The sequence below is a fragment of the Methylorubrum sp. Q1 genome (assembly GCF_004683995.1).
GTDB lineage: Bacteria > Pseudomonadota > Alphaproteobacteria > Rhizobiales > Beijerinckiaceae > Methylobacterium.
The window spans coordinates 33,080-45,201 of sequence record NZ_SRHQ01000023.1 but is presented as its reverse complement, the minus strand read 5'-3'; the positions used below and the strand labels follow the sequence as shown (position 1 = coordinate 45,201).

At 68.9% G+C, this 12,122-nt stretch carries 12 protein-coding genes; 6 read left to right on the top strand and 6 right to left on the bottom strand.

The features are described 5' to 3' along the window. The first annotated feature begins 9 nt into the window (after positions 1-9). Entirely contained in the window at positions 10-1,062 is a 1,053-nt protein-coding gene (locus tag E4V01_RS19890; RefSeq protein WP_193763245.1) for a substrate-binding domain-containing protein, read from the top strand. 498 nt (positions 1,063-1,560) lie between these two features. Then, positions 1,561-2,310, top strand: a complete 750-nt coding sequence (locus E4V01_RS19885; RefSeq protein ID WP_135299524.1) for a Crp/Fnr family transcriptional regulator — start codon at positions 1,561-1,563, stop codon at positions 2,308-2,310. Between the two features lie 78 nt (positions 2,311-2,388). Here E4V01_RS19885 and E4V01_RS26600 read toward each other — a convergent pair whose 3' ends face one another. Further along, a complete protein-coding gene (locus E4V01_RS26600; RefSeq protein ID WP_256371271.1) occupies positions 2,389-2,523 on the bottom strand; it encodes a hypothetical protein in 135 nt (44 codons plus the stop codon). Positions 2,524-2,985: 462 nt separating this feature from the next. On the opposite strand from E4V01_RS26600, the gene E4V01_RS19875 reads away from it, so the two are divergent. Together E4V01_RS19875 and E4V01_RS19870 are read left to right on the top strand one after the other, a co-directional pair. Then, complete coding sequence (locus E4V01_RS19875) at positions 2,986-3,249, top strand: hypothetical protein (protein ID WP_060770860.1); 264 nt, start codon at positions 2,986-2,988, stop codon at positions 3,247-3,249. Between the two features lie 130 nt (positions 3,250-3,379). Beyond that, complete coding sequence (locus E4V01_RS19870) at positions 3,380-3,802, top strand: hypothetical protein (RefSeq protein WP_060770861.1); 423 nt, start codon at positions 3,380-3,382, stop codon at positions 3,800-3,802. Positions 3,803-4,019: 217 nt separating this feature from the next. Here the strand turns inward: E4V01_RS19870 and E4V01_RS19865 are convergent, their stop codons facing one another. From E4V01_RS19865 to E4V01_RS19845, 5 genes are read right to left on the bottom strand one after another with little or no spacing between them, the layout of a single operon-like run. After that, on the bottom strand, positions 4,020-5,096 hold the full coding sequence (locus E4V01_RS19865) for an acyl-CoA dehydrogenase family protein (RefSeq protein ID WP_135299522.1): 1,077 nt from the start codon (positions 5,094-5,096) through the stop codon (positions 4,020-4,022). Positions 5,097-5,101: 5 nt separating this feature from the next. Further along, on the bottom strand, positions 5,102-5,659 hold the full coding sequence (locus tag E4V01_RS19860) for an OsmC family protein (RefSeq protein WP_060770863.1): 558 nt from the start codon (positions 5,657-5,659) through the stop codon (positions 5,102-5,104). Positions 5,660-5,669: 10 nt separating this feature from the next. Further along, a complete protein-coding gene (locus tag E4V01_RS19855) occupies positions 5,670-6,521 on the bottom strand; it encodes an ABC transporter permease (RefSeq protein WP_135299521.1) in 852 nt (283 codons plus the stop codon). After that, the gene (locus E4V01_RS19850; RefSeq protein WP_135299520.1) at positions 6,518-7,744 is read right to left on the bottom strand and encodes an ABC transporter substrate-binding protein; all 1,227 of its coding nucleotides are present in this window, start codon (positions 7,742-7,744) and stop codon (positions 6,518-6,520) included. Before E4V01_RS19850 ends, E4V01_RS19855 begins: the two co-directional genes overlap by 4 nt. Positions 7,745-7,766: 22 nt before the next feature. After that, a complete protein-coding gene (locus tag E4V01_RS19845; RefSeq protein WP_135299519.1) occupies positions 7,767-8,537 on the bottom strand; it encodes an ABC transporter ATP-binding protein in 771 nt (256 codons plus the stop codon). Positions 8,538-9,208: 671 nt separating this feature from the next. Here E4V01_RS19845 and E4V01_RS19840 point away from each other — a divergent pair. Beyond that, the gene (locus tag E4V01_RS19840) at positions 9,209-10,663 is read left to right on the top strand and encodes a carbohydrate porin (protein WP_135299518.1); all 1,455 of its coding nucleotides are present in this window, start codon (positions 9,209-9,211) and stop codon (positions 10,661-10,663) included. A 54-nt stretch (positions 10,664-10,717) separates the two neighbouring features. After that, positions 10,718-12,121: an LLM class flavin-dependent oxidoreductase gene (locus tag E4V01_RS19835; RefSeq protein ID WP_056113570.1), complete on the top strand. Its 1,404-nt coding sequence runs from the start codon at positions 10,718-10,720 to the stop codon at positions 12,119-12,121. Position 12,122 lies beyond the last annotated feature (1 nt).

Below are 12,122 nucleotides of genomic sequence, written 5' to 3'. Positions count from 1 at the left end.
GGCATCAATATGAACCCATCTTCCGATGAGATGGCCATCTCCGTCGTCCTCGGCTTGGGTGGCACGATCCGGATCGGCGCGAGCGCGCTTACGGTGTCCGACCTGACGGTGATGTTCGACGCGATCACGCGGACCGGCTCGGTGCAGGGCTTCGCCGACGCCCTCGGCCTGTCCTATCGCGCGGCCTGGGCGCGTCTCCAGGCCTACGAGACGGCGCTCGGCCGGCCCCTGGTGCGCAAGACACGTGGCCACGGCACCGCCCTGACGGAGTTTGGGGCCGCCTTGGCGGACGCCTTCACCGGCGCCGCAACGGCCTTGGAGGCCGGCCTCGGCCGCGAGACCCGCGCCATCGAGCATCGCCTGCGCCGTCTCATGAGCGGCGGGGCTGGAAAGCTGACACTGGCCGCGAGCCACGATCCGTTGCTGGTCGAGGTTCTGACCGAGGCGATGAGCGGGGAACCGGGTGCAGAGAGCGGCGTCGAACTCTCCGTGACGGGCAGCAGCGCGGCGGTGCAGTGCCTCCTCGACGGCGGGGCCGATGCGGCGGGCTTCCATTGCGGGGCCCTCGCGCCGGAAGCGGCGGGCGCTCCGTTTTCCGCGATCAATGCCGGCGCCGGTCTCATGCTGCACCCCCTGTTCGAGCGCGAACAGGGCCTGCTGCTGGCCCCCGGCAACCCGCGCGGCATCCGCACGCTGGCCGACCTGACCGCGCCCGGCCTGCGCTACGTCAACCGCCAGAAGGGATCGGGCACGCGGGACTGGTTCGACCGCATGCTGGCGCAGGCCGGCCTGCCGGCTGCCGCGATCCACGGCTACACGGTCGAGGAGTTCACCCATCAGGCGGTCGCGGCGGTCATCGCCTGCGGCGCGGCGGATGCGGGCCTCGGTGTCCGGGCGGCGGCCGAACGGCTCGGACTCGATTTCCTCTCCGTCGGCTGGGAGACCTATTATCTCGCCGCCAGCCGCTCCCTCGCCAGCCCGGCGCTCGACGCCCTCGTCGCCGCAGCGAGACGGCGCGCAAGTCGAACCCCCGGCTACCGCGCCGTCGCCGCGGATCTTTGATAGGTAACAGGTCGCTCCGCCGGCAAGAAAATGGCCTCCGCCATGTCGGCTGAAGGTGAATTTCACCAAAATCCAACCCTGAGATGCAAATCACCACAAGTAAAGACTATTTACATTTGCGAAACAGCCTCTCGATGGACACCGAATTGTCGGAAATCGCACCAAAGGCGCCCCCCGGCTTACATGTCGATCGGCTGGCCCCTAGTATTACATTTGCGACGATCCTCACGGTCGTCGAGCGCTTCACTTTTCGAGAGCGAGCATGAACCGGAATCTCGCTCGGGCGGCGCTCGATCTCGCGACGGCGGGCCATGATGGCCCGCGACGGGCACGGCCCTTTCGCCGACGCGGCGTGCCGTTCCTCGTCTGCGCCGGGCGCGCGGATGCATCCGGCCCGTCCACCGAAGTCACGAATGCGCCGTGCCGGACCAAACCGGCTTGGCAGCGCGACGTCGTCCCTCCGGCGGGGGAACGGGCGGCGCGGGCGGAACGGGCCGGATGAAGGTCTTAGCGGGTAGCGGAACGGCGGTGAGCGGGCCCTTGCTGCGCAAGCTGCAGGGCTTCGGCAAGCTGGAAGAAGCGGACACGGCCGCCCTGGCGATCGTCGAGGCGGGGACACGGCTGATTCCGGCCGGCACGGACCTGATCTGCGAGGGTGACCGGCCCGAGGGCATGATCGCGGTCACGGAAGGCTTCGCCTGCCGCTACAAGCTGCGGGCGAACGGTGCGCGTCAGATCGCGGCCTACCTCATCCCGGGGGATATCTGCGACTTCGACAACTCGGTCCTGAACCGGATCGATCACACCATCGGCACGCTCTCCGGCTGCCGCGTCGCACGGATCGGTCCCGAGGCCGGGCGGGAGTTGCGTCAACGCCCGGCTCTCGCCCGCAGCCTGCGCAAGGTGGCCCTTGTCGAAGAGGCGACCCTCCGCGAGTGGCTGATGAACATCGGCCGCCGCTCGGCCGTGGAGCGCCTTGCGCACCTGCTCTGCGAATTGCTCGTGCGCCTGCGGGCGGTGGGGCTGGCGAGCGGCAACAGCTTCGACCTGCCGATCACGCAAATCGACCTTGCCGACACCACCGGCATGACCAGTGTTCACGTGAACCGCTCATTGGGCGAACTCAAGCGCGCAGGGCTGATCGAGCGCAAGGGCAAGCGCGTGACGCTCTGCGACCTGCCGCGCCTCGTCGAGTTGGCCGAGTTCCGATCGAATTACCTGAATTGCGAAACGCGAACCGCCGCGTAAGGCCGGAGAGAGACCGGGAACCGCTCCGGCTGCAACACGCTCGCGAGCGGTTCCCGGCTTGGCCGGAATGGAGGATGTTCAGCGGTCGTGCGTCTTCGTGGTCCGGGAATCCTGGTTCTTGTTGCCCTCTGTGGCGGGGGACGCCCCCGGCACGCCCGTATTGCCCGAGCCGCCGCCCATCTCTCCCGCCTTCATCGCCTCGCCCTTCTGCATCTCGCCCGCCGTCCCGGCTCGAGATGTGCCGGCGGGTGTCGACGGCTTGGATGCGCCCTGGCCGGACCTCTCCTGCGCAGAGGCGGCGCCGAGGCTAACGATCAGCAGAAGCGATGCGAAGCAAGCGTTGTGATATTTCGAAATATATGACCTTCCGATAGAAATTTCATCGTAAACTTCACAGACAATGATGCTAAGAAATATTTAACTGCGTTATTTTTTTATCATATTATGATTACATTTCCAGAATTGAAGATGTATTTTGCCATTTATCATCACGGCGGGGCACCGTCGCGCGATGGACATCGAAACGCCTCCGATCGTCTCGGTCGCGATACGGCGCCGAACGGTCATCGAGCCGGCCGGCCCTCAGGCTGACGGAACGAGCCGTCAGGTGTGGCGTTCATCGTCGGACCTTAGCCGAGCATGGATGCCCGGCCGGCATGAGACAGGAGATGTTCGATGGTGAAGATCGGAACCCGCACGATGCTGGCTCTGATCGCCTTCTCGGCCGCCGGCACCTCCAGCGTGCGGGCCGGCGAGGAGGAGCAGGCTGCGCTGTGCCGCAACGATGTCATGCGGCTGTGTCTGACATCGATTCCCGATCGTGGTCGCATCGTGAGTTGCATGAAGGCGCAACGGGCGAGCCTGAGCCCCGGATGCCGGGCCGCCTTCGACGAAGGGACCGCCTCCTCGGCCGGCCGGCGCTCGGCGAGCCTCCGCTGAGGATCGGGGAGCGCCGGTCGACCACCCGCTCTCCAACTTCCCTCGGGCCGTCATGCGCGCATGACGGCCCAACGGCGCCGGGATTGCCCCCGCGCCTGACTTCGATCGACGACAGGAGATACGGCTCCCGATGAACCGTTCGCTGCTCCCCCTCCTTCTGGTCACCACCCTGACGGTGCCCGCGTTCAGCCCGACCGCTTCGGCGGTCGAGGGCTCGCCGATGCTGCTGCACGGCAATTACTGCGGGCCCGGCAACAATGGCCCGGCGGCACCCGTCGATGCGCTGGATGCAGCTTGCGCCCGCCACGACGCCTGCACGCCGGACGGTGCGCTGGCCCCGAAATCATGCAATCTTAGGCTGCAAGCGGATGCCGAGCGCGTGGCCGACGATCCGCGCCAGCCGCCGGACCTGCGGATGATGGCCGGGCTGGTCGCCTCGGGCGCGGCAATGATGCCCTCCGCCCCGCCATCCCGACCGCGCGCTCCCGCCGTTGCCGCTCCCGAGGCCGTCGAGATCGAGAGCCCGCCCGACGCGGACCTGCTCCCGGAATAGGCTGCGCCGGCTGGGCGGGCTTCCCGCCTCGCCGCTCAAGCAACCTCCGCTTCGCCGTCGCATTCCGCAGAACGAGCGGACCTGAGCAGAGGACGGTTCGTGAAGCCTCTCATACGACATCCGATTGATCCCTCCGGGATGGCGGATGCCGGCTTCGCTCGAGCGCCGCGGGGGTTTGCTGACACGGTTGCCACTCCCATCGCGCGATCAAACCGTGTCAGCCGCCCCGCGCGAGTTCCGTCGTGATGTGCTTTACCGACGGCGTGACGATCGCCACGAACTGCGCCTCACGCAGCCGCCGAAACGTCTCCGCGCCCTCCAGGTAGCCGCGCGCGCCCGCCTGGAGCATGGCTGCCTGCGCCGCTTCGAGAGCCAACCACGACACGTCGAGGCGCAGACGCAGGGTCTCGAGGAAGGTCGCGCGGTCGGTCTCGGCATGCGCTCGTGCCGCGGCGGTGACGCGCGCGCGCAGAGCGTCCGCCCGCGCCTCGATCGCGTCCGGCCCGAGCGGCAGGAACGCGGCGTTGGCGCGTCCACGGGCATCCTCGCGCATCAGCGCCGCGACCCCTCGGGCGAGCCCGAGCCCCATCCCGGTCTGGAGCAGAACGAAGCCGTTGCGGATGCGCGGCACGAAGGCGGCGGCATCGTGCGTGATCACGTCGGCATCGGACAGGAACGCGTCGCGGATCATCACCGTATAGGTGCCGGTGCCTTCGAGCGCGACGAAACGGGCATTGGCCGCGATCGAGACAGAATCGGCGCCGGCCTCGAACAGCCCCATCACCCGCCGCCCGTCGGGCAGCGAGAGGATGCCGGCGAAACGCTGGCCGGGGCCGAGGTTCGACACCCAGGGCAGGCGCCCGCGCACCCGGTAGCCGTCGCCCGCACGCTCGCCCTGGAGCGCCAGCGGCTCGATGCCGGAGAACGCCTTCATCGGGTTCGACAGCCCGGTGCCGCCGAGCGCCGCGCCCGAGGCGAGCCCGGCGAGATGGCGGCGCGGGCCGGCTTCGTCGCCCTGGGCGAGGTACCAGACCAGGGCGTCCTGGCACCACATGCAGAAGGCGGTGGAGAGGCAGACCTGCCCCGCCTCCGTCATCGCGTCGATGGCGGCCAGCAGCCCTACGGCCGTGCCGTCGGCATGGTGCCCATAGGCGCCGGCCGCCCCCAGCGCCCGCAGGATGTCGGCGGGATATTCCCCGGCGTCGATCGCGCGGAGGCGCGGGCGCAAGGTCTCGCGCACGATCCCGGCGAGGTCGGGCGGGAGGGATTCCGCGATGCGGGCGCTGGCGGCCACCGGCGTCAGGCCCGCGCCAGGGTGACGGCAACTGGGTTCTTCACCGTGTTGAGCACCGGCGACCACTGCCCGGCATGGGCCACGAGTTCGTCGAGTTCGGCCGCGCTCGCGCCCTCGACGTCGAGATGCACCTTGAGCCGCACGGCGGTGAGCCCGACCGGCTTCTCCGAGAGGTCGCCGGTGCCCCAGACCGAGGTGATGTTGATGTCGCCCTCCGACTCGACCTCGATCCCCCTGACGGTCCAGCCGCGGGCGATGGCGTTGGCCTGGAGCCCGACCGCGACGCAGGTGCCGAGCGCGGCGAGCAGGGCTTCGGTCGGGTTCGGGGCGGTGTCGTCGCCGAGCAGGGCCGGCGGCTCGTCGACGATGTGGGCATCGAGATTGCGGATGTAGTTGAGATGGCGGAAGCGGCGCCCCTCGGCGACGGTGCGGGCGCGCACGGTCTTCACCACGCTCGGATCGGCCCGGCCCTTCTCGGAGAGGGCGTGCAGCCGCTCACGGTCGATCGGCTCGAACACCTTCTCGAAGGTCTGGACGATTTCTCTCGGGGCGGTCGCGGTCATTGTTGTTTCCTCACGTTGCGGGAATCCAGAGGGCGCGGGCGGCCAGCCGCCCGAGACCGGTGTCGAGGGCGTATCCGATCAGTCCGATCAGCAGGACGAGGGCGGCGAGCCGGTCGTAGGAGAGGGTATCGCGGGCGTCGTTGATGGCATAGCCGAGCCCGCTCGTGACCCCGAGATACTCGGCCGGGACCAGCACGATCCAGGCAACACCCAGCGCGAGGCGCAGGCCGGTGAGGATGTCCTGCAGCACCGCCGGGACGATGACCGCGCGCAGAGCCGCGAGCCGGCCCGCGCCGAGGTTGCGCGCCATGGCGAGCCAGACCGGATCGACCCGCTTCACCCCGGCGGCGGTGGAAAACAGGATCGGCCAGATCGCGGCCGCCGCGATCAGGAAGACGATGGCCCCGTCCCAGCTCGGGAAGGCGAGCACCGCAACCGGCATCCAGGCCAGCGGCGAGATCATCCGCAGGAGCTGGAACGGCGGCTGCAGGATGCGCTCGGCGAGCGGGACCGAGCCGATCAGCAGCCCGAGCGGCGCACCGAGCCCGAAGGCGACGGCGAGGCCCTGTCCGATCCGGGCGAGACTCGGCGCCGCGGCCCGCCACGCCTCGCCGGAGGTCAGGAGTTCGACGAACGAGGCCAGCGCGGGTCCCGGCGCGAAACCGGCGAAGGCGGCGTAGGCCGGCACGCTTTCCAGAACCAAGCCACCCGCGAACCACAGGGCGAGCAGCCCCGCGAGGCCGACGAGCGGGGCCAGCCGGTCGAGAGCAGAGGCCCCGAACCTCGCCCCGATCCCGGCCGGGCGCGCCGCCGCGACCTGCCGCTCGACGGCGAGCGCCGCCTCGACCACGCCGCCGCTCACAGGCTCAAGGTCTCCTGGCGGGTGAGCGCGGCGTCATCCGCCGCGCCCGGCCATTCGGGATAGCGCTTGAGCGAGGCCCGCACGAAGCGGTCGTCGACGAGGTCGCGCGCGACGAAATCCGGGTCGAGCCCTTTGAGGAAGCCGGCATCGCCCTCGACCACCGTGTTGCCCATCGCCTCGACGATCAGCTTCGTGGCCGACGGGTAGGGCCAGGGCTGGAAGTCGATGCGTTGCGCCGCCCAGTTGCGGTGGCGGATCGCGCCGCTCGCCTCGTAGGCCGGGCCGTAATCGGTGGTCGCCTTGATCACGACGTCGGCGGGCATCGGCAGGTAGCCGCGGCCCTCCTTCGAGATCAGGCGGGCGACCTCCTCGCGGTTCTTCACGCAATAGGCCTGGGCCCGCACGATGGCATCGACCGCCTTGCCCGCCCATTCGGGCTTGGCCGCGATCTGGCTCTCGTGCGCGACCACGACGCAGCAGGGATGGTTCTTCCAGATGTCGCCGGTGAAGCGCAGCATCCGCGCGCCGGCCTTGATCTCGCCGAGCGCATTGAACGGCTCGGCGACGATGTAGCCGTCGATCTTGCCGGCTGCCAGCGCCGCCGGCATCTCGGGCGGCGCCAGGATCTGAAGCGCGCACTCGTTCGGGCCGGCCTCGCCCCGGATCACCGGCGTCACCCCGGATTCGCGCAGCGCGTATTGCAGCACGACGTTGTGCATCGAGTACCAATACGGCACCGCGACGCGCTTGCCCGCCAGTCCCTTGAAGTCCTCGATCCCGCTTTTTCCCCCGACGACGATGCCCGAGCCGTTGGTGTGCGCCCAGGCCAGGATCTTGACCGGGAACTTGTTGTTGTAGCGCATCCAGACCGGGATGGGCTTGAGCAGGTGGGCGAGATTGAACTTGCCCGCGGCGAACCCCTCGACCAGCGCCGACCACGAGCGCACGGGCGTCGGCTCGGCGACCTTCAGGCCCGCCTCCTCGAAATAGCCCTTGGCATGGGCCACCAGCAGCGCGGTCGCGTCGGTGATCGGCAGGTAGCCGATGCGCACGGTGTCGTCCTCGGCGGCATGGACCGCGCGGCCCGACAGGGCGAGCCCGCCGCCGCCGAGCAGAGCGGCGAGGCCGCCGCGGGCCAGCGCGTCGAGGGTGTTGCGGCGCGTCCAGTCGGCGCGGGCCCATTCATGCGTCCAGAGGGCGGAGAGGTCGTCGGGCGCGGTCATCTGCGGTCTCGGAGAGGAAGGATCAGGCGGCGCGGCCGGTGATGCCGGACCGGTCGTGGGCAACGGAGTCGCGGGCCACGGAGCCGAGACGGCGGCGCAGCTCCGCCTCCGCATCGTCACCGAGGGAGAAGTCGGCGGCGATGCGGGCCGGGCGCCCGTCGAGCACCACGGCCCGCGCCGCCAGGGCAGCGACGTCGGCGAGGTCGTGGGTGACGACGATCAGCGTCAGGTCGCGGGCCCGGGCGAGCCGCAGCACGTCGGCGCGCAGGCTCGCCCGCATCTCCGGGTCGAGCGCCGAAAACGGTTCGTCGAGGAGCAGGATCGAGGGTTCGCTCGCCAGCGCCCGGGCGAGCGCCACCCGCTGCTGCTGGCCGCCCGAGAGTTGGTGCGGCTTGGCGTCCGCGCGTTCGCGGAGGCCGAGATCGTCGAGGAGGCGGCGCGCCTCCGCCTCGCGGGCCGCGCGGTCGCGGCCGAGGCGCCCCGAGAGGCGGGCGGGCAGCAGCACGTTGTCGAGCACGCTCGCCCAAGGCAGCAGGGCAGGGCGCTGGAACATCACCGTGCAGCCCGGCACCGGCCCGCGCGAGGGCGTTCCGTCGAGCCGCACGCTGCCGGCGGAGGGCGCGACGAGCCCGGCCATGATCTGCAAGAGGGTCGATTTCCCGACGCCGGAGCGGCCGAGGATGCCGATGCGCTCGCCCGCCGCGACTTCGAGATCGATGCGGTCGAGCACCGGGCTCGGGCCGTAGCGATAGGCGACGGCCGCGAGGGCGAGACGGGGAACGGAACGCGACATCGAACCTGAACAAATCGGACAGGACCGGCCTTGAAGGTCGACCGTGTCGTAGAGCGGCACGCGGCCAAGATGACCGACCGCCCCCCTCAAGATCAATGAGTGTAATATTCAAATATTTGCACGAATTTTCATGATCTTTCTCCAAGAACCGCCCGCTGTGGGAGGATTATTCTTGCCCGTCAGCCGTCCGTGCCTCGCTCGATCCTAAGGCGCGTCGGCGTTGAGCCTTGGCCAGCGAGGTTTGTCAGGGCTGACATCGTCCCGAGGCCGTCCCCTTCGGCGCTCCGCTGCAACGTGGAAGCGTTTTGCTTCGCCGATCAGCGATCCATACGTGCCTTCAACGGCACCGATACGCCGGCCTCCCTTTTCCGGCGCAAAAGGGGAAATCTTGTCCCAGCATCGCGCTGAAAAAGGGCAATCGCTTTCATTGACGCACCAGTTTCCATTGCGGAATATCAGACCGCAATCGAAGAGCATCAAACGAAGACAAGAAGATCTTCGTCGGGCTCTCGATGACGCGCCGGCAAAGCGGGCGGACCGACATCCTCCCAGACCGGCTGCCCCGCCGAGGTCTCGCATCAAGCGAGCCGACGCATCCCCCCGATCCGCCTCACGTGCCTGCGTCCGCGCCGGTCCGATGACCCGTGCGCGACTGCCTGAAGACGAGCCCGATGCCCAACGTCCTGTCTCCGCCGGCCCGCCTCCTGCTGCTCGGCGCCGGCTTCGCCTGTGCCCTGCCGCTCCTCGAGACGCCGGCCCTGGCGCAATCGCCGAGCGCGGTCGAGAGCTTCACCGGGGAGGCCGGCCCCCGCACCAACCCCGAAGCGATCGGCGTCGCCCCGGACGGCAAGGTGAAGTGGCACGGGCCGCTCGCGCCCTACGCTGCCTCGCTGGCGCTCGCGGGCCTCAGCTTCGACGTCAACGTCTACGACTTCTTCTTCTCGAACCCGAGCGCGGGCCTGCGGCCCGGACAACTCTCGAACTCGGCCTATTATCTGCTGAGCCTCGATGCGGATCTGGACAAGCTGGCGGGTGTCCCCGGCGGCTGGTTCCACATCACCCAGACCTTCTTCGGCCTGCGCTGGAACAACCGCAACATGGGCGCCGATATCGGCGACACCACGATCGGCTACCAGCCGACCTTCAACCGCGATTTCGCCCGTCTCTCGATCCTCACCTACGAGCAGCGGCTGCTCGACGACCGCCTCGCCATCGAGGTCGGGCGCACCCATCCGAACCGCTACTACGCGCTGCCGCCCTGCCAATCGAGCGTGAGCTGCTTCCAGGACATCCTGCAGATCAATGCGGGCCTGTCCTCACCGCTCTACGGGGTCTGGGGCGCCAACGTCGCCTACAAGACCTCCCCGGACGACTACATCCAGGCCGGCGCCTTCGCGGTGACGGGCCGCGCGAACTTCACCTCGGGCTGGGACTTCGGCCACGAACCGCTCGACGGCGTCGTGACGCTGGCCGAGATCGGCCACGCCACGACCTTCGTCACCGATCCCTATCCGAGCCGCGTCGCGCTGACCGGCTTCTATAATACCGCCGACCACGAGGATAACCTCAGGACGGTCTTCGGCACCTCGAAGGGGCTCAATCCCGGCGATCCGGTGCGGCTGCGCTCCGGCACCTCCGGCGTGATCCTCACCGGAAGCCAAGTGTTCTGGCGCGCCGATGGCGGGGCGGAGGCGGGCAACCTCAACCCGACCTCGCTCCAGGCCTATACCAGCCTCGCCTACGCGCCCGACCCGACGGTGCCGATCCGCTGGAACGCGTTCGCCGGCCTGACCCTCCAGGCGCCCGACCAGAGCCGGCCGCACGACCGCTACGGCGTCAAGCTCAACTGGCAGCGCATCTCCGCCGACTACGCACAGTTCCTCGGTGACGCGAACTTCATCTCCGGCGGCAGCGGCGAAATCTATTCCCGCGACAAGCTTATCTTCGAGGCCAACGCGCATCTGGCGCTCGGCAAGAACATCTTCTTCGAGCCGGTGGTCCAGTACCTCGTCAGCGGCAATTCGTACTGGAACCCGTTCACGCCCAACCGCACCAAGGACGGCTTCTACGTCGGCGCGACGCTGATCGTCCCGCTCGGCCAGTTGCTCGGCCTCGCCCCGGGCTGAGCCCCCCGAGCATTCCCGCCGCGCCGCCCGAAGCCCCTCAACGGACGAAGCCTCATGACGCGCCAAATCCGCTTCAACGCCTTCGACATGAACTGCGTCGGCCACCAGTCGCCGGGCCTGTGGGCCCATCCGCGCGACCGCTCGTGGCAGTACAAGGATCTCGAATACTGGCAGGATCTCGCCCGCACGCTGGAGCGGGGCATCTTCGACGGGATCTTCATCGCCGACGTCGTCGGCTACTACGACGTCTACAAGGGCTCGAACTGGCACGCCCTGCAGCAGGCGGCGCAGATCCCGGTCAACGATCCGCTCCAGCTCGCCGCGCCCATCGCGCTGGCCACCGAGCATCTCGGCATCGGCATCACCGCCTCGACCTCGTTCGAGCACCCCTACACCTTCGCCCGCCGCCTCTCGACCGCCGACCACCACACCAAGGGCCGCGTCGGCTGGAACATCGTCACCTCGTATCTGGAGAGCGGGGCCAAGAACGTCGGCCAGTCGGGGCTCGCGCGCCACGACAACCGCTACGAGGTCGCCGCCGAATATGTCGAGGTGCTCTACAAGCTGTTCGAGGGAAGCTGGGAACCTGGCGCCGTCCTGCGCGACCGCGAGCGGCGGATCTTCACCGATCCGTCGAAGGTGCACGAGATCGACCATCGCGGCCGGCACTTCACCGTGCCGGGCTACCATCTCTGCGAGCCCTCGCCCCAGCGCACCCCGGTACTCTATCAGGCCGGCGCCTCCGGGCCCGGCAAGGCGTTTGCGGCGGGTCATGCCGAATGCGTCTTCGTCGGCGCGCCGCTCAAATCCATGCTCAAGGCCTATGTCGCCGACGTGCGGGCAAAAGCCGTCGCCGCCGGCCGCTCCGCCCGCGACGTGCTGATCTACAATCTCACCACGGTGATCGTCGCCGAGACCGACGAGGCCGCGCAGAAGAAGTTCGAGGAATACCAGTCCTATACGTCGTATGACGGCGCGCTGGTCTTCATGTCGGGCTGGAGCGGGATCGATTTCGGCCAGTACGCGCCGACCGACTTGGTCAAGAAGGTCGAGACCAACGCCATCGTCTCGATGGTCGAGAGTTTTTCCTCGGCCGAGAAGCCGTGGTCGATCGCGGAACTCGCCCGCTGGGGCGGCATCGGCGGGATCGGGCCGGTCTTCGTCGGCTCGGCTGCGACGGTGGCCGACATCCTCCAGGAATGGGTCGAGGAGACCGACGTCGACGGCTTCAACCTCGCCTACGCGGTGACGCCGGAGACCTTCGAGGACACGGTCAACCTGCTGGTCCCCGAACTTCAGCGCCGCGGCGTCTACCCCAAGAGCTACCGCCCCGGAACCTTGCGCGAAAAGCTGTTCGGGCGCGGGCCGCTCTTGCCGGAGACGCACCCGGCCCATGGCTACCGCGACATCGAGGCGGTGAAAGCGCGCGAGGCCAACCGCCTCGAAGCGGCGGAGTGAG